Here is a 22,593-nt window from a genome sequence, read left to right as displayed (position 1 = left end):
GCTGCGGATACGGTGTCCCGCATGACGTATCACTCGGGGCCGTACGGTTACGGCCAGCCACCGCCGCCACCGCCGAAGCCGGGGGTGATACCCCTGGCGCCGCTTCGCTTCGGTGAGATCCTGACCGGTGCCTTCACCGTGTTCGGCCGCTACTGGAAACCGCTGCTCGGTATCGCGCTGGCCGCCTTCTCGGGCGCGCTGCTGATCGCCGGCGCGGCCGTGGGCGTCGCCTGGGCCACCGTCGGCGATCATCTGCCCGGCATCTTCGACCTGCCGGACGGGCAGAGCCCGTCCTGGGACGACGGCCGACCGCTGCTCATCGCGTTCGGCTGCGTCTGGCTCGTCACCATGATCGTGATGTACCTCGCGACCGGGGTGGTCTACGCGGCCTGCCCCGCCGTGCTCCAGGAAGCGGTCCTGGGCCGCCCCGCGCCCTTCGGTCTGATCTGGCACCGCGCCTGGTCGCGCATGCCTGCGGTGCTGGGCACGGTCTTCCTGACGATGCTGCTCATGCTGATCCCGGCCGCCCTGTTCCTGCTCGGGGTGGTGGGGCTGATGGTCGCCCTGATCGCCACGGCCACGGATTCCGGCGGCCCGTCCTTCGCGCTGCCGCTGGTCGGCCTGCTCATCCTGTTGGCGATCCTGCCGCTCACGGCGTGGTTGTGGGTGAAGCTCAGCCTGGCGCCGACCGCGGCCGTCGTGGAGGGCCAGGGCGCGGTGGCGGCGCTCCGCCGCTCCTGGCACCTGGTCACCGGCTCCTGGTGGCGGGTCTTCGGCGCGCTGGTGGCCGCGGCCTTCATCGCCTCGGCGGTCAACTTCGCTCTGCAGCAGGTGTTCGGGGCCGTGGCCGCGGCACCGACGGCGTTCCCCGTCGACGGCTCGGAGCCTCAGTCGCCCGCCGAGGTCCTGGCCCTGATCGGCCCGGGGCTGGTGATCGCCATGATCGGTTCGCTGGTCGGCCAGATCGTCTCGTCGGTCTTTCCGCCGCTGGTGACGGGACTGGTCTATGTCGACCAACGCTTCCGCAAGGAGGGTTTCGCCCCGACGCTGGCCCAGGCGGCAGGCGTCGCGCCGTACGGCGTGTGACCCGGCCGCGGAGAGCGTGATCCCCCGGTCCGTGACACCCCGTCCGTGTCCCCCGTCCGTCCGTGGACCCGCCGCCGCGCACCGGCCTCTCTCCCGCGTGCCCGGACCGAGGCCGGGACGGCGGACGGACGAACGGCCATGCCCGCCGGTGCGGTCGGCGGGCATGGCCGTTCGTGAGGGACGTCGCGGGGGCGACGGCGCCTCGGTCAGACGTTGAAGCCGAGCGCGCGCAGCTGCTCGCGACCGTCGTCCGTGATCTTGTCCGGGCCCCACGGCGGCATCCAGACCCAGTTGATCTTCAGTTCGCTGGCGAGGCCGTCGGTGGCGGCCTTCGCCTGGTCCTCGATCACATCGGTCAGCGGGCAGGCCGCCGACGTCAGGGTCATGTCCAGCGTGACGACGTTGGAGTCGTCGACGTGGATGCCGTAGATGAGACCGAGGTTGACCACGTCGATACCCAGCTCGGGGTCGACGACGTCGTACAGCGCCTCGCGGATCTCTTCCTCGGAGGCCGGCTTCATCGTGGCCTCAGCGTTCTCGGTCATGCCGACTCCCTCGCAGACTCCTGTGGCCCGTCACCCATCGCCTGGGCCGTCGCGTCCTTCCACGCCATCCAGCTGAGCAGCGCGCACTTCACCCGGGCGGGGTACTTGGAGACCCCGGCGAACGCGACCGCGTCCTCCAGGATCTCCTCCATCGCGTCGTCCGGCTCGATCTGGCCCTTGGACTGCATCAGCTCCAGGAAGGCGGCCTGGATCTTCCGCGCCTCGGCCAGCTCCTTGCCGACGAGCAGCTCGTTCAGCACCGAGGCGGACGCCTGGCTGATCGAGCAGCCCTGGCCCTCGTAGGAGACGTCCGCGACGCGCGAGCCGTCGTACTTCACCCGGAGGGTGATCTCGTCGCCGCACGTCGGGTTGACGTGGTGCACCTCGGCGTCGCCGTCCCGCAGACCGCGCCCGTGCGGGTGCTTGTAGTGGTCCAGGATGACGTCCTGGTACATCGAATCCAGCTTCACGGCCAACCCCTACCCGAAGAAGTTCCGTACGTGCTCCAGACCCTCGACCAAGGCGTCGACCTCGGCCGGGGTGGAATACAGATAGAACGACGCCCGCGTGGTCGCAGGAATTCCGTACCGCAGGCAGACCGGTCGCGCGCAGTGGTGCCCGACCCGGACCGCGATGCCCTGCTCGTCGAGGACCTGGCCCACGTCGTGCGGGTGGATGTCGCCGAGCGTGAAGGAGATCGCGGCGCCGCGGTCCTCGGCCGTGGTGGGGCCGATGATCCGCAGGTCAGGCACCTCCTGGAGGCGGCGGACGGCGTACTCGGTGATCGCGTGCTCGTGGCGCGCGATGTTCTCCATGCCGATCGCCGCGAGGTAGTCCACGGCCGCGCCGAGACCGACGGCCTGGGCGATCGGGGGCGTACCCGCCTCGAACTTGTGCGGGGCGGGCGCGTAGGTCGAGGAGTGCATCGAGACCGTCTCGATCATCTCGCCGCCGCCGAGGAACGGGGGCAGGTCCTCCAGGAGTTCCTGCCGTCCCCACAGCACACCGATGCCGGTCGGGCCGCACATCTTGTGCCCGGTGAAGGCCACGAAGTCGGCCTGGAGGGCCTGCACGTCCAGCACCATGTGCGGGGCGGCCTGCGAGGCGTCGATGCAGACCAGCGCACCGACCTCCTGGGCGCGGCGGATGATCGTCTCCACCGGGTTGATCGTGCCCAGCAGGTTCGAGACCAGGGTGAACGAGACGATCTTCGTGTTCTCGGTGATGACCTCTTCTATGTCGGAGAGGTCGAGACGGCCGTCGTCGGTGAGGCCGAACCACTTCAGCTTCGCTCCGGTGCGCTGCGAGAGCAGCTGCCACGGCACGATGTTGGAATGGTGTTCCATCTCCGTGATGGCGATCTCGGTCTCGTGGTCCACCCGGTAGGGCTCGTCGGCCCAGCCCAGCATGTTGGCCACGAGGTTGAGCGACTCGGAGGCGTTCTTGGTGAAGATCACCTCGTCGCGGCTCGGCGCGTTGATGAAGGCCGCGACCTTGTCACGGGCACCTTCGTACAGCGCCGTCGCCTCCTCGGCGACCGTGTAGACGCCGCGGTGGACGTTGGCGTTGTGACGCTCGTAGTACGTGTTGAGCGCGTCGAGGACCTGGCGCGGCTTCTGCGAGGTCGCCGCGGAGTCGAGGTACACGATCTTCTTGCCGTCGTGGACCACGCGATCCAGGAGCGGGAAGTCCTTGCGGATCGCCTCGGTGTCGAGGAGGCCGGAGAGCCCCTGATGGGCAGAAGTCACGCGGATACGCCACCCTTCACGTACGCCTCGTAGCCCTCGTTCTCCAGCTTGTCGGCGAGCTCGGCGCCGCCGGACTCGGCGATGCGGCCGTTCGCGAAGACGTGCACGAAGTCGGGCTTGATGTAACGGAGAATCCGCGTGTAGTGCGTGATCAGGAGGGTACCGACCTCGCCGGTCTCGCGGACGCGGTTGACGCCCTCGGAGACGACGCGCAGGGCGTCGACGTCGAGGCCGGAGTCGGTCTCGTCCAGGATCGCGATGCGCGGCTTGAGGAGCTCCAGCTGGAGGATCTCGTGGCGCTTCTTCTCGCCGCCGGAGAAGCCCTCGTTGACGTTGCGCTCGGCGAAGGCGGGGTCCATCTGGAGCTTCGCCATGGCCTCCTTCACCTCCTTGACCCAGGTGCGCAGCTTGGGTGCCTCGCCGCGGACGGCGGTGGCGGAGGTACGCAGGAAGTTGGAGACCGAGACACCGGGAACCTCGACCGGGTACTGCATGGCCAGGAAGACACCGGCGCGGGCCCGCTCGTCGACCGACATCTCCAGGACGTCCTCACCGTCGAGGGTGACGGTGCCGCCGGTGACCGTGTACTTCGGGTGGCCGGCGAGGGAGTACGCCAGGGTCGACTTGCCGGAGCCGTTGGGGCCCATGACGGCGTGGGTCTCACCCTGCTTGATGGTCAGGTCGACGCCCTTGAGGATCTCGCGGGGGCCGTTCTCCGCCTCGACGGAGACGTGCAGGTCGTGGATTTCGAGCGTTGCCATGGGTGACTCAGGACTCCTGGGTGACGGAGACGAGCACATCGTCCCCTTCGATCTTTACGGGGTATACGGGGACGGGGCGCGTCGCGGGAAGGCCGGACGGCTTGCCGGTGCGGAGGTCGAAGCTGGAGCCGTGCAGCCAGCACTCGATGGCGCAGTCCTCGACCTCGCCCTCCGAGAGTGAGACGTTCGCGTGCGAGCAGATGTCGTTGATCGCGAACACCTCGCCGTCGGTGTGGACGACCGACACCGGCGTGCCGTCGACCTCGACCCGCCTGGGGGTGTCGGCCTCCAGTTCGCTCAGTGCGCAGACTCGGACGAAGGCCATCAGACGGAAGCCTCCAGCTCGGCCTCGATCTTGGCGATGAGGCGCTCCTCGAGGTCCGGCAGGCCGATCTGCTGGACCAGCTCGGTGAAGAAGCCGCGGACGACCAGGCGACGGGCCTCGGCCTCCGGGATCCCGCGGGCCATCAGGTAGAAGAGCTGCTCGTCGTCGAAGCGGCCGGTGGCCGAGGCGTGGCCGGCGCCGGCGATCTCGCCGGTCTCGATCTCCAGGTTCGGCACGGAGTCGACGCGGGCGCCGTCCGTCAGGACCAGGTTCCGGTTCAGCTCGTAGGTGTCGGTGCCCTCGGCCGCGGCCTGGATGAGCACGTCGCCGATCCAGACGGCGTGCGCGTCCTGGCCCTGCAGCGCGCCCTTGTAGGCCACGTTGGACTTGCAGTGCGGAGTGTTGTGGTCGACCAGGAGGCGGTGCTCCTGGTGCTGGCCGGCGTCGGTGAAGTACAGGCCGAGCAGCTCGGCCTCGCCGCCGGGCCCGGCGTACCGGACGCGTGGGTGGACCCGGACGACGTCGCCGCCGAAGGTGACCACGACCGACTTGAAGGAGGCGTCGCGGCCGAGCAGGGCGTTGTGCTGCGCCACGTGGACGGCCTTCTCGTCCCAGTCCTGGACGGAGACGACCGTGAGCTTGGCGCCGTCGCCGAGGAGGTAGTCGGTGTTGGCGGCGAGCACCGCGTCGCCGGTGTGGTCGATGACCACGACGGCCTCGGCGAAGGCGCCGAGTTCGATCACCTGGTGGCCGAAGGCGGTTCCGCCCTGGCCGTGCACGGAGATCCGGATGGGCTCGGTGAGGACGGCCTCCTTGGCGACGGTGACGACCGATGCCTTCTCGAAGGCGGAGTACGCCTGGGCGGCCACCCGGTCGACGGGCGTGCCGGCCTTGCCCAGGCGCGCGTCGTCACGTCCGACGGTCTCCACGGTGACGCCCTCGGGGGCGTCCACCTCGACCCTGACGCCCTCGCCGGTCGCGGTGGCGGTGCCGTCGTGCAGGCCCCGCAGACGCTCCAGCGGCGTGAACCGCCACTCCTCCTCGCGACCGTGCGGGACCGGGAAGTCCGCGACGTCGAAGGACGGGGGCGCGCTCATGCGCGTGGCGACGGTGGACTCGGCGGCCACCGCGATCGAGCCGGCGGTGGTGGAGCCCGCCGGTGGGGGTCCCCCCTGGACCTTTGCGGAGCGAAGGTCCTCGGGGGAGTTCTGAGCCTCAGCCATGGCTGTCGTCTTGCTCTCTTCCTGCCTCGTCGTACGCGCCCGCCGGGTGCGGGCGGCCGGTCCGGCCGGACACCCTGCGGTGCCGGCCGGGAACCTGCCGCCGTGCGGCGGGCTCGCGGGGCTCAGCGACTGAGCCCGGGTCGTTGGTGTGGTCCGCGGGGCGTGTCAGCCGACCGCGCCTTCCATCTGCAGCTCGATCAGCCGGTTGAGTTCGAGGGCGTACTCCATCGGCAGCTCCTTGGCGATGGGCTCGACGAAGCCGCGCACGATCATCGCCATGGCCTCGAACTCGGTGAGACCGCGGCTCATCAGGTAGAAGAGCTGGTCCTCGGAGACCTTGGACACGGTGGCCTCGTGGCCCATGGAGACGTCGTCCTCGCGGACGTCGACGTACGGGTAGGTGTCCGAGCGGGAGATCGTGTCGACGAGCAGGGCGTCGCACAGGACGTTCGACTTGGAGCCCGGGGCACCCTCGCCGATCTCGATGAGACCGCGGTAGGAGGTCCGGCCGCCGCCTCGCGCCACCGACTTGGAGACGATGTTGGAGGAGGTGTTCGGGGCCATGTGGACCATCTTGGCGCCGGCGTCCTGGTGCTGGCCCTCACCCGCGAAGGCGATGGACAGGGTCTCGCCCTTGGCGTGCTCGCCCATCAGGTAGACGGCCGGGTACTTCATGGTGACCTTGGAGCCGATGTTTCCGTCGACCCACTCCATGGTCGCGCCCTCGTAGGCCACGGCGCGCTTGGTGACCAGGTTGTAGACGTTGTTCGACCAGTTCTGGATCGTCGTGTAGCGGCAGCGGCCGCCCTTCTTCACGATGATCTCGACGACCGCGGAGTGCAGGGAGTCGGAGGAGTAGATCGGGGCGGTGCAGCCCTCGACGTAGTGGACGTAGGCGTCCTCGTCGACGACGATCAGCGTCCGCTCGAACTGGCCCATGTTCTCGGTGTTGATGCGGAAGTATGCCTGGAGCGGGATCTCGACGTGCACGCCCTTCGGCACGTAGATGAAGGAGCCGCCGGACCACACGGCCGTGTTCAGCGAGGCGAACTTGTTGTCGCCGACCGGAATGACCGTGCCGAAGTACTCCCTGAAGAGCTCCTCGTGCTCCTTGAGCGCGGTGTCGGTGTCGACGAAGACGACGCCCTGCTCCTCCAGGTCCTCGCGGATCTGGTGGTAGACGACCTCGGACTCGTACTGGGCCGCGACACCGGCGACGAGGCGCTGCTTCTCCGCCTCGGGGATGCCGAGCTTGTCGTAGGTGTTCTTGATGTCCTCGGGCAGGTCCTCCCAGGACTCGGCCTGCTTCTCGGTGGACCGCACGAAGTACTTGATGTTGTCGAAGTCGATGCCCGACAGGTCGGAGCCCCAGCTCGGCATGGGCTTCTTGTCGAAGAGGCGCAGACCCTTCAGCCGAAGCTTCAGCATCCACTCCGGCTCGTTCTTCTTCTCGGAGATGTCGCGGACGACAGCCTCGGAGAGACCGCGCTTGGCGGTGGCACCGGCCGCGTCCGAGTCGGCCCAGCCGTACTCGTACCGACCCAGGCCCTCGAGCTCGGGGTGGCTGATCTCGGTGGTCATGCGGGGTTCCTCCCGGCCGTGCTTGCGGATGCTGATGATGGGTTGGTCTGTGGGGCGCCGTGCGGGACGAACGTCGTGCAGACGCCGTCGCCGTGCGCGATGGTGGCCAGCCGCTGGACGTGGGTCCCCAGGAGGCGGGAGAAGATCTCCGTCTCCGCCTCGCACAGCTGGGGGTACTGCTCGGCGACGTGGGCGACCGGGCAATGGTGCTGGCAGAGCTGTTCGCCGACCGGCGCGTTCCGCGCCGTCGCAGCGTACCCGTCGGCGCTCAGGGCCTTGGCCAGGGCCTCGGTGCGCTCGGCGGGCCCCGCCGACTCGACCGCCTCGCGGTAGGACTCCGCCTGGGCTTCGAAGCGGTCGCGGGCGAAGGCGGCGACGGCCGCCTCTCCTCCCGCGTTCCGTTCGATCCAGCGCAGGGCCTCCACGGCCAGTGTGTCGTACGACTGGTCGAAGGCGTCCCGGCCGCAGTCCGTCAGCGCGAAGACCTTGGCGGGGCGGCCTCGGGTGCGGGCTCCGTAGACACGCTTCTCACGCGCCTCGACGACGTTCTCGGCGACCAGGGCGTCGAGATGGCGGCGTACCGCCGCCTGGGTGAGGCCGAGTCGCTGCGCCAGGTCGGCGACGGTCGAGGGGCCGTGGTCCAGGATGGAGCGCGCGACCCGGTTGCGGGTGGACCGCTCACCGGTCGCGAGTTCCTCCGGGGCCTCGCCGACGTATTTCACAACGCCATTGTTGCGTAATTCATCGAAGCCTGACAAGCGAGGTCGAACACGGGGGCGGTGCCGTGCGTCACTCAGGTAAGGCTTACCTGACCTGCGTAAACGATCATTCGTAGGACGAATGAGCCGCCCGGTGGGCGGAGCGGCCCCGGGCGCTCTCTAGACTTCCGGCATGCGATACGAGTCCGTCGTCCAGGTCCGCGGCCTGGTCAAGCGGTACGGGACCAAGACCGCCGTCGACGGCCTCGACCTCGACGTCCGGGCCGGCACCGTGACCGCCGTCCTCGGCCCCAACGGGGCCGGCAAGACCACCACCGTCGAGACCTGCGAGGGATACCGGAAGCCCGACGCGGGCACCGTGCGCGTCCTCGGGCTCGACCCGGTCGCCGACGCCGCCCGGCTGCGTCCCCGGGTCGGGGTGATGCTCCAGTCGGGGGGCGTCTACTCCGGCGCCCGCGCCGACGAGATGCTCCGCCACATGGCGCGCCTGCACGCCCACCCGCTGGACGTCGACGCCCTGATCGAGCGACTCGGGCTCGGCTCCTGCGGCCGGACGGCCTACCGCCGGCTCTCCGGCGGACAGCAGCAGCGCCTCGCGCTCGCCATGGCCGTCGTCGGCCGCCCCGAGCTGGTCTTCCTGGACGAACCGACCGCCGGTCTCGACCCACAGGCCCGCCGGGCCACCTGGGAACTCGTCCGGGAGCTGCGCGCCGACGGCGTCACCACCGTCCTGACCACACATTTCATGGACGAGGCCGAGGAACTCGCCGACGACGTCGCCATCATCGACGCCGGGCGGGTCGCCGCCCAGGGCAGCCCGGAGGCGCTCTGCCGGGGCGGGGCCGAGAACACCCTGCGGTTCACCGGACGCGCCGGGCTCGACCTCGGTTCGCTCCTCAAGGCACTGCCTGACGGCTCGGCCGCGGCCGAGCTCACCCCGGGGGCGTACCGGATCAGCGGCGCCGTCGACCCGCAGCTCCTCGCCACCGTCACCAGCTGGTGCGCCCAGCACGGTGTGATGCCCAGCGGCATCACCGTCGAGCGCCACACCCTCGAAGACGTCTTCCTCGAACTCACGGGCAAGGAGCTGCGGTCATGAGCACGGGAACCCACGTCCCCCGGCCGGGGGCCGCCCCCGTCGGCCGGATGATCGCGGCGCAGACGGTCCTGGAGACGCGGATGCTGCTGCGCAACGGTGAACAGCTGCTGCTGACCGTGATCATCCCCTCGCTGCTGTTGGTGCTCTTCTCCACGGTCGACATCGTCGACACGGGTGCGGACGCGGCCGTCGACTTCCTCGCGCCGGGCGTCCTCGCACTGGCCGTGATGTCGACCGCCTTCACCGGCCAGGCCATCGCGACCGGCTTCGAGCGCCGGTACGGGGTGCTCAAGCGGCTCGGCGCCTCGCCACTGCCGCGCTGGGCCCTGATGACGTCCAAGACACTGTCCGTGCTGGTCACCGAAGTGCTCCAGGTGCTGCTGCTGGCGGCGATCGCGCTGGGGCTCGGCTGGTCGCCGCACGGCGGCCCGCTCCCCGTGCTGGTGCTGCTCGCCCTCGGGACGGCCGCCTTCTCGGGGCTGGGCCTGCTGATGGCGGGCACCCTGCGGGCCGAGGCCACGCTGGCCGCCGCGAACCTGGTGTTCCTGCTGCTCCTGGTCGGCGGCGGGGTCATCGTGCCGCTGGACAGGTTCCCGGGGGTGGTGCGCGCGGCCCTGGAGCTGCTGCCGGTCTCGGCGCTCTCCGAGGGACTGCGCGACGTCCTGCGGGACGGGGTGGCGATGCCCTGGGGCCAGGCAGCCGTCCTCGCGGTGTGGGCGGTGCTGGGCCTGGGCGCGGCGGCGAAGTGGTTCCGCTGGGAGTGACCGGTTGATGACGTCCGGAGACATTCCTCCCCCGCGACGCCCCCTCGTGAAAGCGTGCACAAGCCCCGGCCTACGATAGGGCCCGTGCAGACCCCCCTCGCCTTCATCGCCCGGCGCTGGACCCCGTCCCCGCGGACCCTCCGGCGCGCCGCGCTCTCCGCCGTCGTGATGAGCGTCGTGATCATCGTCACCGGTGGCGCGGTCCGGCTGACCGGCTCCGGTCTCGGCTGCGACACCTGGCCCAAGTGCACGGACGACAGCCTCTTCGTCACGCCCGAGCAGGGCTTCCACGGCGCGGTCGAGTTCGGCAACCGGATGCTGACGTACGTGCTGTCCGCCGCGGTCGGCTGGGCCATCGTCGCGGCCCGTTCCACCAAACCCTGGCGCCGCGGGCTGACCCGGCTGGGCTGGGCCCAGTTCTGGATCGTCATGAGCAACGCGGTGATCGGCGGGATCACGGTGTGGATGGGCCTGAACCCGTGGACGGTCGCCGGCCACTTCATCGCCGCCAACGGTCTGCTGACCGTCGCGGTGCTGACCTGGCAGCGCACCCGCGAGGGCGACACGATGCCCCGCCCCCGGGTCCCCGGCCCGGTCCGGAAGCTGGGTTGGGCGATCGTGGCGGTATCGGCGCTGCTGATCGTGCTCGGCACCTCGGTCACCGGCTCCGGCAAGCACGCCGGCGACAAGAGCGAGGTCCCGCGGATGCCCTGGGACTGGACGGCCGCCGCCCACGTCCACGCGATCGCCGCCTGGGTCGTCTGCGCGCTCGCGCTCGCGATGTGGCTGGCCCTGCGGGTGGTGGACGCTCCGGACGACACCCGGGCCCGCGCCCGCGACCTGGTCCTGGTGCTGCTCGCGCAGGGCGGGATCGGCTACCTCCAGTACTTCACCGGCGTCCCGGAGCTCCTGGTCGCCGCGCACATGCTCGGCTCCGCCCTGATGTGGATCGCGGTCCTGCGGCTCCTCCTGGCCCTGCGGGAGCGGCCGGTGACGGCTCCCGGCATCCCGGCCCAGCCGGACCCGGCGCTCGCGTCGGCCTGAGCGCCCGCGGGATGACGCGTGCCGGCCGGACCGGCCCGGGTCACCCGGCCGGCCGGTCCTTCAGCCGGTAGACGCGTCGCGCGTTGCCCGAGGCGATCATCCTCGCGACGCGCTGGGCGTCCGGAAGGGACCAGGCGCCCTCGCCGACCCACTCGCCGAGCACCCGGCCGAGGGCGCCGCGGAAGACGCTCGCCGCGACGAGGTGCAGTTCCGGCAGGCCCCGCGCCCCGCTGGAGAAGAGCAGCTTGCCGAAGGGGGCGAGCTCCAGGACCTCGGCGAGGACGGCCGCCGCCCGCGCTCCGGTCCGGGCGAGGGCGGGACCGAGGTCGGCGTACAGGTGGGGGAAGCGGCCGGTGAGCCGTGCGGCCTGCCGGTGGTCCGGACTGCCGTGCAGCAGCACGAGATCGGCGCCGAGCCCGGCGGTACGGGCCGCGAAACCGGCGAGCGCGGCCGGGTCCTCGCCGCCCGTGTGCAGCTGTAGCGGCCGTCCCGCGGTGACGGCGATCCAGAGCAGATGGCGCAGCAGGACGGGGTCGTCGAGCCGGCCTCCCGCCGGTCGTCCGGAGAGCCAGCGCCCGGCCGCCCCGCGGACCTCCCCGGGCCCCGGCGGCTCGGCCGTGTACGCGAGCCCGCGGCGCACCCCGGTGACCGAGCTGAACGCGACGGCGGTGGCGGCGGCTCCGTGGACGGCCGCCGCCAGACCGGCCAGCAGTCCCTCGACGGTGCCGGAGGAGTCGGCGACCCGCTCGGCGAGCCGTTCCAGCCTGACGACCTCGTGGGCTTCGGCCGCCCCGGCGGCGGCGAGCTCCGCGGGGCCCGTCAGATCGCCCGAGGGGCCGGTGTCCACCAGATAGGCGGTGATGCCGGAGGCCCGCAGCAGGCGCCGCCCGGACTCCGGGGCGCCCAGTTCCCGGCGCCGGGCGAGGTAGCGGGCCGGCGGGCAGTACGGCTCCAGGCCGAGCAGCGGCGGGCACCAGCGGCGCACCGCGAAGCCGGTCTGGGTGTCGAAGAAGGTGGTGCCGGGCGCGGGGAGCCCGGCCGCCGGGCCGAGGTGGGCCTCGAAGGTGCCGAGGCCGAGCTCCGCTCGGAGCACCCCGTGGCAGTGCTGGTCCGCCAGGCTCGGGGTCTCGATCATTCGGGGGCTCCCTGTGTGGACGTGCTTCCACAGGTCCTAACGGGTGAGCCCCACGCGAGGTTGTTGCCTGGACCGGCCTTACCGGTCGGCGGGTCCGCCGATCTGGATCCCGGCCATCCGGGTCCACTCGTACGGGCCGGTGACGACTTTGGCGGCGAACTCGCCGTCGAACTCCTCGTGGAGGGTCAGACCGGCCTTCTCCGCCGCCTTCTCGGCGACGGGGTACGAGGGGGCGACCAGGTCGCCCCAGCGGCCGTCTTCGCCCACGAGGACGATCCGGGTGCCCATCTGGCCGATGTAGGCGAGCTGCCCCTCGGCGCCGCCGTGCTTCTCGGAGAACGCCTGGATCTGCCGGGCGAGCCTGGCCGCCTTGCGCTCCGCCTGCTTGGTGTCTGCCATGACAAGGATGCTACCGAGCGGTAGATCGACTGGCGACGGCCGGGGCGTGTGGGCTGTCCCACGCGCGCCGGCCGTCGTCGGAGTCCGGGGTCCCGTCGGAGAACGACGGACCCCTCGGCTACCTGAGGAAGGGGTCCACCGCCACCGCCACGAAGAGCAGCGAGACGTAGGTGATGGACCAGTGGAAGAGGCGCATCTCCTTGAGCTTGGCCCCGGTGGCGCCCGCCTTCGCCCGGTTCAGCAGGCCGTGGGCCTCCCAGAGCCACCAGCCGCCGGTCAGGAGCGCCACGGCGGTGTAGAACCAGCCGGTGTACCCGAGCGGGGTCAGCAGCAGGGAGACGGCGACCATCACCCAGCTGTACGCCACGATCTGCCGGGCGACGACCTTGTTCGAGGCGAGCACGGGGAGCATCGGCACGCCCGCGCGGGCGTAGTCGTCCTTCACCTTCATCGACAGCGGCCAGTAGTGCGGCGGCGTCCAGAAGAAGATGACGAGGAAGAGGATGACCGCGGCCCACGACATCGAACCGGTCACCGAGGACCATCCGATGAGCACCGGCAGACAGCCGGCGATGCCGCCCCAGACGATGTTCTGGGTGGTGCGCCGCTTCAGGATCATCGTGTAGACCACGACGTAGAAGAGGAGCGCGCCGAGCGAGAGCGCGGCGGAAAGCCAGTTGACCAGCAGGCCGAACCAGAGCGTGGACACCACGGCCAGGGTGAGTCCGAAGACCAGCCCCTCGCGCGGGGTGAGGACGCCGGTCACGAGCGGACGCTGCGAGGTCCGGTCCATCAGCGCGTCGATATCGCGGTCGATGTACATGTTCAGCGCGTTGGCGCCACCCGCCGACAGGTAGCCGCCGAAGCACGTGGCGAGCACCAGCCACAGGTCCGGCACGCCCTGCTCGGCGAGGAACATCACCGGCACGGTGGTGATGAGCAGCAGCTCGATGATCCGCGGCTTGGTCAGCGCCACGAACGCCTTGACGCGAGCCCCGAACGGCCGATGGCCCCCCGGGCTGGGAGTCAAGACGACCCCTGCGGGTCGGGACTCGACGGCCGTCACGCACACCCCTGACAGAGAATTCCCAGCAAGCTCCCCGGCGAGGTCGGGGTGAAGACTTGCGCGTACCACGCCACTCTAGACGTTGCCCAGACACCGATCTTCGCGGGGGTGGGGTCGTGTTGGGGGCTCGTACCGAGCCGTGGACAAGCCTTCGGGAGGCGAACGGGCACAGGGGGCGGCACTCTGGCTCTGTCCGCTCATCTGAGGGGCCAGGAGCCGAAAAGAGGGCGGTTCTTCGGGGGTAGGCTCGACACCGCCGGTACACCCTCAGTCACCGGCTTCTAGACCATGTGGAGAGGAGCCCTGACCTAGGGTGAGCACTAAGCCGACCACCACAGACCTCGAGTGGACCGAATTGGACCAGCGGGCCGTCGACACCGCTCGCATCCTGGCCGCGGACGCCGTACAGAAGGTCGGCAACGGCCATCCCGGTACGGCCATGAGCCTGGCGCCCGCCGCGTACACCCTCTTCCAGAAGGTGATGCGGCACGACCCGGCCGAGCCGGACTGGGTGGGGCGTGACCGCTTCGTGCTGTCCGCCGGCCACTCGTCCCTGACCCTGTACACCCAGCTGTTCCTGGGGGGCTTCGGTCTCGAACTGGACGATCTGAAGTCCTTCCGCACCTGGGGCTCGAAGACCCCCGGTCACCCCGAGTACGGCCACACGGCGGGTGTGGAGACGACGACCGGCCCGCTGGGCCAGGGTGTCGCCAACGCCGTGGGCATGGCGATGGCCGCCCGTTTCGAGCGTGGCCTGTTCGACCCGGAGGCGGCCCCCGGCACCTCCCCGTTCGACCACCACGTGTACGCGATCGCGGGTGACGGCTGCCTGCAGGAGGGCATCTCCGCGGAGGCGTCCTCGCTGGCGGGTCACCAGAAGCTGGGCAATCTGATCCTGCTGTGGGACGACAACCACATCTCGATCGAGGGTGACACCGAGACGGCCGTGTCCGAGGACACGATGAAGCGGTACGAGGCATACGGCTGGCACGTCCAGCGGGTCGAGCCGCGGGCCAACGGCGACCTGGACCCGGCCGGGCTGTACGCGGCCCTCAGGGCCGCCGAGGCGGAGACGGAGCGTCCGTCCTTCATCGCGATGCGTTCGATCATCGCCTGGCCCGCCCCGAACGCGCAGAACACCGAGGCCGCGCACGGCTCGGCCCTGGGCGACGAGGAGATCGCGGCCACCAAGCGCGTCCTGGGCTTCGACCCGGAGCAGACCTTCGAGGTCTCCGACGAGGTCATCGCCCACACACGCGCGCTCGGCGACCGGGGCCGCGAGGCCCGCGGCGAGTGGGAGAAGTCGCTGGCCGAGTGGCGCACCGCCAACCCGGGGCGCGCCGCCGAGTTCGACCGGATCCAGGCCAACGAGCTGCCCGAGGGCTGGGAGTCCCGCGTCCCGGTGTTCCAGGCGGGCCAGGGCGTGGCCACCCGTGCCGCGTCCGGCAAGGTCCTCCAGGCCCTGGGCGCGGTCATCCCGGAGCTCTGGGGCGGTTCCGCCGACCTGGCGGGCTCGAACAACACGACGATCGACAAGTCGTCGTCGTTCCTCCCCGAGGGCAACCCGCTGCCGGAGGCCGACCCCTACGGCCGGACCATCCACTTCGGCATCCGCGAGCACTCGATGGCCGCCGAGATGAACGGCATCGCGCTGCACGGCAACACCCGCGTGTACGGCGGCACCTTCCTGGTGTTCTCCGACTACATGCGCAACGCCGTGCGCCTGTCCGCTCTGATGCACCTGCCGGTGACCTACGTCTGGACCCACGACTCGATCGGTCTGGGCGAGGACGGCCCGACGCACCAGCCGGTGGAGCACCTCGCCTCGCTGCGCGCGATCCCCGGTCTGAACGTCGTCCGCCCCGCGGACGCCAACGAGACAGCGATCGCCTGGCGCGAGATCATGAAGCGGCACACCCGTGTGTTCGGCAAGGGCGCCCCGCACGGGCTGGCGCTGACGCGCCAGGGCGTGCCGACGTACGAGCCCAACGAGAACGCGGCGAAGGGCGGCTACGTGCTGCTCGACGCCGAGGGCGGCGAGCCGCAGGTCGTGCTGATCGGCACCGGCTCCGAGGTGCACCTGGCCGTCGAGGCCCGCGAGCGGCTCCAGGCCGCCGGTGTCCCGGCCCGGGTGGTCTCGATGCCGTCCGTGGAGTGGTTCGAGGAGCAGGACCAGGACTACAAGGACTCCGTCCTGCCGCCGTCGGTCAAGGCCCGTGTGGCGGTCGAGGCCGGTATCGGTCTGACCTGGCACAAGTACGTGGGCGACGCCGGCCGGATCGTCTCGCTGGAGCACTTCGGCGCCTCGGCGGACGCGAAGGTCCTGTTCCGCGAGTTCGGCTTCACGCCCGAGGCGGTGGCCGCCGCCGCCCGGGAATCCCTGGCCGCGGCCGCGCGCTGACGCCCCTACGCACGACTAATGGAGATGCAATTCCCATGACAGACGCTCTCAAGCGCCTCTCCGACGAAGGCGTCGCGATCTGGCTGGACGACCTCTCGCGCAAGCGGATCACGTCCGGCAACCTGGCCGAGCTGATCGACCAGCAGCACGTGGTCGGTGTCACCACCAACCCGTCCATCTTCCAGAAGGCGATCTCACACGGCGACGGCTACGAGCAGCAGCTCGCCGACCTGGCCTCCCGCAAGGTGACCGTGGACGAGGCCATCCGCATGATCACGACGGCTGACGTGAGGGACGCCGCCGACATCCTGCGTCCCGTCTTCGACGCCACGGACGGCCAGGACGGCCGGGTCTCCATCGAGGTCGACCCCCGTCTGGCCCATCACACGACCGCCACGATCGCCGAGGCCAAGCAGCTGGCCTGGCTGGTCGACCGGCCCAACACCCTCATCAAGATCCCGGCCACCAAGGCGGGTCTGCCGGCGATCACCGAGGTGATCGGCCTCGGTATCAGCGTCAACGTGACGCTGATCTTCTCGCTGGAGCGGTACCGCGCGGTCATGGACGCCTACCTGGCGGGCCTGGAGAAGGCACGCGAGCGCGGCCTGGACCTCTCCAAGATCCACTCCGTGGCCTCCTTCTTCGTGTCCCGTGTGGACTCGGAGATCGACAAGCGCCTCGACGCCCTCGGCACCGAGGAGGCCGCGGGTCTCAAGGGCAAGGCGGCCCTCGCGAACGCCCGTCTGGCCTACGAGGCGTACGAGGAGGTCTTCTCCTCCGACCGCTGGGCCCCGCTGGACAAGGCGCAGGGCAACAAGCAGCGCCCGCTGTGGGCGTCGACCGGCGTCAAGGACCCGGCGTACAAGGACACCCTGTACGTGGTGGACCTGGTCGCGCCGGGCACGGTCAACACCATGCCGGAGGCCACGCTGGAGGCGACCGCGGACCACGGAGAGGTCAGCGGCGACACCGTGCGCGGCACTTACGACCAGTCCCGTGCCGAGCTGGCGGCGGTCGAGAAGCTCGGCATCACGTACGACGCCGTGGTACAGCTGCTGGAAGACGAGGGCGTCGAGAAGTTCGAGGCGTCCTGGAACGACCTGCTCAAGTCCACCGAGGCGGAGCTCCAGCGCCTCGCACCTTCGGAGGCGTAACCACCTTGAGCGCAGTCCACGGAGCCAACCCGCTCCGTGACGCCGCAGACCGACGGCTCCCGCGCATCGCGGGGCCGTCGGGTCTGGTCATCTTCGGCGTCACGGGCGATTTGTCCCGTAAGAAGCTGATGCCCGCCGTCTACGACCTCGCCAACCGCGGCCTGCTGCCGCCGGGCTTCTCGCTCATCGGCTTCGCCCGTCGCGAGTGGCAGGACGAGGACTTCGCGCAGGAGGTCCACGACGCCGTCGAGCAGCACGCGCGCACACCGTTCCGCGAGGAGGTGTGGCAGCAGCTGATCCAGGGGATGCGCTTCGTCCAGGGCGACTTCGACGACGACGACGCCTTCGACCAGCTGAAGACCACCATCGAGGAGCTGGACAAGGCGCAGGGCACCGGAGGCAACTTCGCCTTCTATCTGTCCGTGCCGCCGAAGTTCTTCCCGAAGGTCGTCCGGCAGCTCAAGAAGCACGGCCTGGCCGACCAGAAGGACGGCTCCTGGCGTCGCGCCGTCATCGAGAAGCCGTTCGGCCACGACCTGGCCTCCGCCAAGGAACTCAACGAGGTCGTCCACGAGGTCTTCCCGCCCGACGAGGTCTTCCGGATCGACCACTACCTGGGCAAGGAGACCGTCCAGAACATCCTGGCGCTCCGCTTCGCGAACACCCTCTTCGAGCCGATCTGGAACCGGTCCTACGTCGACCACGTCCAGATCACCATGGCCGAGGACATCGGCATCGGCGGCCGGGCCGGCTACTACGACGGCATCGGCGCCGCCCGGGACGTCATCCAGAACCACCTGCTCCAGCTGCTCGCTCTCACCGCGATGGAGGAGCCCGCGGCCTTCGACCCGGACGCCCTCGCGGCCGAGAAGACCAAGGTGCTCGGCGCGGTCCGGCTGCCCAAGGACCTGGGCGCGAGCACCGTGCGCGGCCAGTACGGCGCCGGGTGGCAGGGCGGCGCCAAGGCCGTCGGCTACCTGCAGGAGGACGGCATCGACCCCAAGTCGAAGACCGACACCTTCGCGGCCATCAAGCTGGAGATCGACAACCGCCGCTGGGCGGGTGTCCCCTTCTACCTGCGGACCGGCAAGCGTCTGGGCCGCCGGGTCACGGAGATCGCGGTCGTGTTCCAGCGCGCACCGCACTCCCCCTTCGACCAGACGGCGACGGAGGAGCTGGGCCAGAACGCCCTGGTCATCCGGGTTCAGCCGGACGAGGGCGTGACCATGCGCTTCGGCTCCAAGGTGCCGGGCACCTCGATGGAGGTCCGGGACGTGTCGATGGACTTCGCCTACGGCGAGTCCTTCACGGAGTCCAGCCCCGAGGCGTACGAGCGGCTCATCCTCGATGTCCTGCTCGGCGACTCGAACCTCTTCCCGCGGGTCGAGGAGGTCGAGCTGTCCTGGAAGATCCTCGACCCGATCGAGCGGTACTGGGACCGGCACGGCAAACCCGCGCAGTACCAGTCCGGCACCTGGGGCCCGGTCGAGGCGGACGAAATGCTCGCACGAGACGGACGGAGCTGGCGGCGGCCATGAAGACCGACCTGACGGACACCACGTCCAGCAAGATCAACAAGGCGCTGGTGCTCGGCCGGCGGGCCATCGGCACGCCGGCTGTCGGCATGGTGCTCACCCTCGTCATCGTCACCGACGAGGAGAACGCCTACGACGCGCTGAAGGCCGCCAACGACGCCTCCCGCGAGCACCCCTCGCGCACCCTGGTGGTCATCAAACGGGTCTCGCGCTCGCCGCGCGACCGGGCCAAGGCGCGGCTCGACGCCGAGGTACGCCTCGGCGCCGACGCCAGCACCGGCGAAACGGTTGTCCTCCGGCTGTACGGCGAGGTCGTCAACCACGCGCAGTCGGTGGTCCTGCCCCTGCTGCTGCCCGACGCCCCCGTCGTCGTCTGGTGGGCGGCCAACGCCCCGATCGACCCGGCGAACGACCCGCTGGGCGCGCTGGCCCAACGGCGGGTCACCGACACCTACGCGGCCGAGCAGCCGATCCACGAGCTGACCGGGCGCGCGGACACCTACACCCCGGGCGACACCGACCTGGCGTGGACCCGGATCACTCCCTGGCGCTCCATGCTGGCCGCCGCGCTCGACCAGGTCGCCTGCGAGGTCACCTCGGCCGAGGTGGAGGGCGAGGAGTACAACCCGAGCGTCGAGCTGCTCGCCATGTGGCTGGCGGACCGGCTGAAGATCCCGGTGCGGCGCTCCGCGTCAGCGGGTCCGGGCCTCACCTCCGTGCGGCTGGTGACCGACCGCGGGCCGATCGTGCTCGACCGCCCGGACGGCTCGCTCGCGACGCTCTCCATCGAGGGGCAGCCGGACCGTGCCGTGGCGCTCAAGCGCCGCGAGACGGCCGAGCTGATCGCGGAGGAGCTGCGCCGGCTCGACCCCGACGACACCTACGCGTCGGCGCTGCGCTTCGGCCTCGACCGGCTGGACGAGGAGGCACACCGGACGGCTCCCGCCCAGGACCCCGAGGCCGAGTCCCGGGAGCCCGCCCCGGCACCCGCCCCGGCCGCGAAGAAGACGGCGGCCAGGAAGGCGGCCAAGTGAGCGCTCCGCAGCTGGTCGTCCACCGGGACAAGGAACTGATGGCGCAGGCCGCGGCGGCCCGGCTGATCACGCGCGTCGTGGACGCCCAGGCCGCCCGCGGCTCGGCCTCCGTGGTCCTCACCGGCGGACGCAACGGCAACGGCCTGCTCGCGGCGCTCGGCTCGGCTCCCGCCCGGGACGCGGTCGACTGGTCGCGGCTCGACCTGTGGTGGGGCGACGAGCGGTTCCTGCCGGAGGGACACCCGGACCGCAACGTCACCCAGGCTCGCGAGGCACTGCTGGACGCCGTCCCGCTGGACCCCGCCCGGGTGCACGCGATGCCGGCCTCCGACGGACCGTCCGGCGGCGACGTCGACGCCGCCGCCGAGTCCTACGCGGCCGAGCTGGCCGCGGCGGCCGGTCCGGAGCACTACCGGCCGGCGGACGGAGACCCGGACGTGGCCGTGCCCGCCTTCGACGTGCTGATGCTCGGCGTCGGCCCGGACACCCACGTGGCCTCGCTGTTCCCGGAGCTGCCGGCGGTGCGCGAGACCGAGCGCACCGTCGTCGGCGTCCGGGGCGCGCCGAAGCCGCCGCCCACCCGTATCTCGCTGACGCTGCCGGCGATCCGGCACGCGCGGGAGGTCTGGCTGCTGGCGGCGGGCGAGGACAAGGCCAAGGCCACGGCCATGGCCCTGTCCGGCGCGGGAGAGATCCAGGCCCCGGCGGCGGGCGCCCGCGGGCGTTCGCGCACACTGTGGCTCCTCGACGCGGCGGCGGCCTCCGAGCTGCCGCGCGACCTGTATCCGCCGGCCTCCGCCTGAGAGCCTGTCGGTCGCAGGTCACCCGACAGGCTCTGCGAAGCACGGCGGCCTGACAGCGGCCCGGCACGGCCCGGTTCACCTCTCGGTGGGCCGGGCCTCCGTCGTCGCGGGCGGCGTCTTCGTCGGCGGTACGGGCTCCAGGAAGGGTCCGAGGAGACCCGGCACCGCCGCGTCGGCGAAGGCGAGCCCCTCCCCTTCGCCGGTGTCGAGGACGGCGTACGCGCCCGAACCGGCGGCGGTGGTCGCGGTCAGGGTGAGCAGGCCGGCCCGCCGCTGGAAGTACGTCTGCCGCACCGTCCAGCCGATCACCCCGTCGCGCCGCAGGGCGACGGTGCCGCGGCGCAGGCTGCCGGAACGGGTCACCAGGTACGCCCCGCTGACGCCGTGGCCGAGACCGCGGTAGGCGTCGAGCGCGAGCAGGACGGCGAGCGGAACGCCGGCGAGCGCGCAGAGCAGCGCGACGTCCAGCAGCCCGCTCGCCACCGACGCGCCGAGGACGGTGAGGACCGCGACCGGGAGGAGCACACCGCCCAGGGCGCGCCGCAGCCGACGAGCGCGGGCGGCCCGGGGGTGGCCGATGAGCGGCGCGGACGTCGGGGACACGGGCTCCCGCAGCACCTGCGCCGCGACCCGGTCCGCGATCGCCCGGGGCGCGGGCGGCAGCAGGGTCTTGTGCTCTCCGTGGCGGTCCCCGTCGTCGTGGGTGAGACCGGTGGCGACGGCGTCCACACGGGCGGCGCGGCAGAGCCGTACGCCAAGCGGCTCGACGATCTCCACGCCGCGCAGCCGGCGCTCCTCGATCGAGACCGAGCGGGTGGTGAACAGCCCGCGGCGCACCCGCAGGGTGCCGCCCGGCTCCCGCTCCAGCCGGTGGTTCCACCACATCCCGGTCCACAGGCCGAGCGCGCCGACCGCGCCGACCGCCGTGGCGAGCAGGACGAGCACGACGATCGCCCAGAGGAGCGAGGCGTCCTCGAAGCGCTCCCCCGCCCACTCGATGACCGCGGCCTGGGCGCCGAACCATTCACTGACCTGAAGCACGCCCCCGGCCGCGGCGCAGCCGAGGAGCGGGGCGAGGAACGAGACCGGCGCGTAGCGGATCCAGCGCGGGTCGAGGGTGGCGAGGAGGCCGTCGTGACGGCCGTCCACTCCGTCCCGGACGGTGTGGGCGAGCAGCACACGGCGGAGCCGTTCTCCCTCCGCCCGGGTGACCGGGTCAAGCGCGAGGGTGGACTCGCCACCCCCGGTGTTCTCACCGGTGCCGATGCGGACCCGCACCAGCCCGAGGACACGGAGCAGCGGGTGGGCGGTGAGGTCCACGGTGCGGATGCGCGCGCGGGCCAGTGAGCGGCGCTTGACCAGCAGGAGTCCGGTACGGAGCTCGGCGCGTTCGGCGCCGATGCGGTACCGGGTGCGACGCCAGCGGACGTGGTCGGCGACCGTGCCGCAGGCGACGAGCAGGACGGCTCCGGCCAGGACCCAGGCGGCGGCCCGCCACCACGGCAGGGCGGTGCTCAGGGCGAGGACGGCGGGTACCGCGCCGCCGGAGGCGACACCCGTGAGGACGGCTGCGGTGACCAGGACCGTGCGACGGTCCAGGCGCCGCCACTCCGGACCCTCCGGTATGCCGTCGGAGCCGGCCCCCTCACGCGGGGTCATGTGGCGTCCCCGGGGGTGTCCCGGGTGATCCGGGTCAGGCGTTCGCCGAGTTCGGCGGCGAGCTCGTGGTCGAGTCCCTCGAGCCGCAGCGCGCCCCGGGCGGATGCCGTGGTCACCGTCACCGTGGCGAGACGGAACACCTGCTCCAACGGGCCGCGGACGGTGTCGACGGTCTGGATGCGGGACATCGGCGCGATCCGCCATTCCTGCCGGAAGGCTCCGGTACGGACGTAGACGGCGTCGTCGGTCACCTCCCAGCGGTGTACCCGGAACCACCAGTGGGGGAGGAACACGGCGCCCGCCAGGCCGAGGGCCGCGAGGACGGCGGCGGCGAGCAGCAGCCCGTACCGGGCGGGCCCGACGAGGAGGCCCAGGACCGCCAGGACCGCGACGGGCGTGGCGGCCACCAGCAGTGACCGGGTGCGCCACCAGGCGACGGCCCGCCGGTTCACCGTGTGGCGCGGCGGACGCAGCCGCACCGGGCCGGGCACCGTGTTCTCCCCCGTGGTCAT

22 protein-coding genes are annotated in these 22,593 nt (G+C 71.3%); 9 read left to right on the top strand and 13 right to left on the bottom strand.

The features are described 5' to 3' along the window. Positions 1-21: 21 nt before the first annotated feature. Positions 22-1,086, top strand: a complete 1,065-nt coding sequence (locus OG393_RS25670) for an oxidoreductase (protein ID WP_327377065.1) — start codon at positions 22-24, stop codon at positions 1,084-1,086. Positions 1,087-1,292: 206 nt separating this feature from the next. On the opposite strand, the gene OG393_RS25665 is transcribed toward OG393_RS25670, so the two are convergent. From OG393_RS25665 to OG393_RS25630, 8 genes are all read right to left on the bottom strand, one after another. Next, the gene (locus OG393_RS25665; RefSeq protein WP_327377064.1) at positions 1,293-1,631 is read right to left on the bottom strand and encodes a metal-sulfur cluster assembly factor; all 339 of its coding nucleotides are present in this window, start codon (positions 1,629-1,631) and stop codon (positions 1,293-1,295) included. Further along, entirely contained in the window at positions 1,628-2,101 is a 474-nt protein-coding gene (gene sufU, locus OG393_RS25660) for a Fe-S cluster assembly sulfur transfer protein SufU (protein WP_327377063.1), read from the bottom strand. The genes OG393_RS25665 and sufU overlap by 4 nt, the downstream gene beginning before the upstream one ends. A gap of 9 nt (positions 2,102-2,110) precedes the next feature. Further along, complete coding sequence (locus tag OG393_RS25655; protein ID WP_327377062.1) at positions 2,111-3,379, bottom strand: cysteine desulfurase; 1,269 nt, start codon at positions 3,377-3,379, stop codon at positions 2,111-2,113. Continuing rightward, positions 3,376-4,140, bottom strand: coding sequence for a Fe-S cluster assembly ATPase SufC (gene sufC / locus OG393_RS25650; protein WP_327377061.1), 765 nt, complete (start codon positions 4,138-4,140; stop codon positions 3,376-3,378). The genes OG393_RS25655 and sufC overlap by 4 nt, the downstream gene beginning before the upstream one ends. A gap of 7 nt (positions 4,141-4,147) precedes the next feature. After that, complete coding sequence (locus OG393_RS25645; RefSeq protein ID WP_327377060.1) at positions 4,148-4,465, bottom strand: bifunctional 3-phenylpropionate/cinnamic acid dioxygenase ferredoxin subunit; 318 nt, start codon at positions 4,463-4,465, stop codon at positions 4,148-4,150. Beyond that, entirely contained in the window at positions 4,465-5,688 is a 1,224-nt protein-coding gene (gene sufD / locus OG393_RS25640) for a Fe-S cluster assembly protein SufD (RefSeq protein ID WP_442817359.1), read from the bottom strand. The genes OG393_RS25645 and sufD overlap by 1 nt, the downstream gene beginning before the upstream one ends. Positions 5,689-5,853: 165 nt before the next feature. Further along, entirely contained in the window at positions 5,854-7,269 is a 1,416-nt protein-coding gene (gene sufB / locus OG393_RS25635; protein WP_327377059.1) for a Fe-S cluster assembly protein SufB, read from the bottom strand. Then, positions 7,266-7,991: a helix-turn-helix transcriptional regulator gene (locus tag OG393_RS25630; protein ID WP_327377058.1), complete on the bottom strand. Its 726-nt coding sequence runs from the start codon at positions 7,989-7,991 to the stop codon at positions 7,266-7,268. Before OG393_RS25630 ends, sufB begins: the two co-directional genes overlap by 4 nt. A 169-nt stretch (positions 7,992-8,160) precedes the next feature. On the opposite strand from OG393_RS25630, the gene OG393_RS25625 reads away from it, so the two are divergent. The 3 genes from OG393_RS25625 to OG393_RS25615 all read left to right on the top strand — a co-directional run bounded on the left by OG393_RS25625 (position 8,161) and on the right by OG393_RS25615 (position 10,895). After that, positions 8,161-9,087 (top strand): ABC transporter ATP-binding protein, encoded by a 927-nt coding sequence (locus tag OG393_RS25625; protein ID WP_327377057.1) that lies wholly within the window; start codon positions 8,161-8,163, stop codon positions 9,085-9,087. After that, on the top strand, positions 9,084-9,851 hold the full coding sequence (locus OG393_RS25620) for an ABC transporter permease (protein WP_327377056.1): 768 nt from the start codon (positions 9,084-9,086) through the stop codon (positions 9,849-9,851). Before OG393_RS25625 ends, OG393_RS25620 begins: the two co-directional genes overlap by 4 nt. An 84-nt stretch (positions 9,852-9,935) precedes the next feature. Beyond that, positions 9,936-10,895 carry a COX15/CtaA family protein gene (locus tag OG393_RS25615; protein ID WP_327377055.1) on the top strand — a complete coding sequence of 320 codons (960 nt, stop codon included), beginning with the start codon at positions 9,936-9,938 and terminating at the stop codon, positions 10,893-10,895. A gap of 40 nt (positions 10,896-10,935) precedes the next feature. Here OG393_RS25615 and OG393_RS25610 read toward each other — a convergent pair whose 3' ends face one another. From OG393_RS25610 to OG393_RS25600, 3 genes are all read right to left on the bottom strand, one after another. Next, entirely contained in the window at positions 10,936-12,030 is a 1,095-nt protein-coding gene (locus OG393_RS25610) for an amidohydrolase family protein (protein WP_327377054.1), read from the bottom strand. Positions 12,031-12,108: 78 nt separating this feature from the next. After that, complete coding sequence (locus OG393_RS25605) at positions 12,109-12,429, bottom strand: hypothetical protein (RefSeq protein ID WP_327377053.1); 321 nt, start codon at positions 12,427-12,429, stop codon at positions 12,109-12,111. 118 nt (positions 12,430-12,547) lie between these two features. After that, entirely contained in the window at positions 12,548-13,495 is a 948-nt protein-coding gene (locus OG393_RS25600; RefSeq protein WP_327377052.1) for a heme o synthase, read from the bottom strand. Between the two features lie 313 nt (positions 13,496-13,808). On the opposite strand from OG393_RS25600, the gene tkt reads away from it, so the two are divergent. Genes tkt through pgl form a run of 5 tightly spaced genes read left to right on the top strand, consistent with a single transcriptional unit; the run spans position 13,809 to position 20,422 of the window. Next, entirely contained in the window at positions 13,809-15,896 is a 2,088-nt protein-coding gene (tkt, locus tag OG393_RS25595) for a transketolase (RefSeq protein ID WP_327377051.1), read from the top strand. 35 nt (positions 15,897-15,931) lie between these two features. Continuing rightward, complete coding sequence (tal, locus tag OG393_RS25590) at positions 15,932-17,050, top strand: transaldolase (RefSeq protein WP_327377050.1); 1,119 nt, start codon at positions 15,932-15,934, stop codon at positions 17,048-17,050. 5 nt (positions 17,051-17,055) lie between these two features. Beyond that, positions 17,056-18,588, top strand: a complete 1,533-nt coding sequence (gene zwf, locus OG393_RS25585; protein ID WP_327377049.1) for a glucose-6-phosphate dehydrogenase — start codon at positions 17,056-17,058, stop codon at positions 18,586-18,588. Then, a complete protein-coding gene (gene opcA, locus OG393_RS25580) occupies positions 18,585-19,619 on the top strand; it encodes a glucose-6-phosphate dehydrogenase assembly protein OpcA (protein ID WP_327377048.1) in 1,035 nt (344 codons plus the stop codon). The genes zwf and opcA overlap by 4 nt, the downstream gene beginning before the upstream one ends. Continuing rightward, positions 19,616-20,422: a 6-phosphogluconolactonase gene (gene pgl / locus OG393_RS25575; protein WP_327377047.1), complete on the top strand. Its 807-nt coding sequence runs from the start codon at positions 19,616-19,618 to the stop codon at positions 20,420-20,422. Before opcA ends, pgl begins: the two co-directional genes overlap by 4 nt. Before the next feature lie 75 nt (positions 20,423-20,497). Here the strand turns inward: pgl and OG393_RS25570 are convergent, their stop codons facing one another. Together OG393_RS25570 and OG393_RS25565 are read right to left on the bottom strand one after the other, a co-directional pair. Next, complete coding sequence (locus OG393_RS25570; RefSeq protein WP_327377046.1) at positions 20,498-22,081, bottom strand: PH domain-containing protein; 1,584 nt, start codon at positions 22,079-22,081, stop codon at positions 20,498-20,500. Continuing rightward, complete coding sequence (locus OG393_RS25565) at positions 22,078-22,593, bottom strand: PH domain-containing protein (protein ID WP_327377045.1); 516 nt, start codon at positions 22,591-22,593, stop codon at positions 22,078-22,080. Before OG393_RS25565 ends, OG393_RS25570 begins: the two co-directional genes overlap by 4 nt.

Source organism: Streptomyces sp. NBC_01216 (assembly GCF_035994945.1).
Classification (GTDB): domain Bacteria; phylum Actinomycetota; class Actinomycetes; order Streptomycetales; family Streptomycetaceae; genus Streptomyces.
This window is presented reverse-complemented; position numbering and strand designations above follow the sequence as displayed.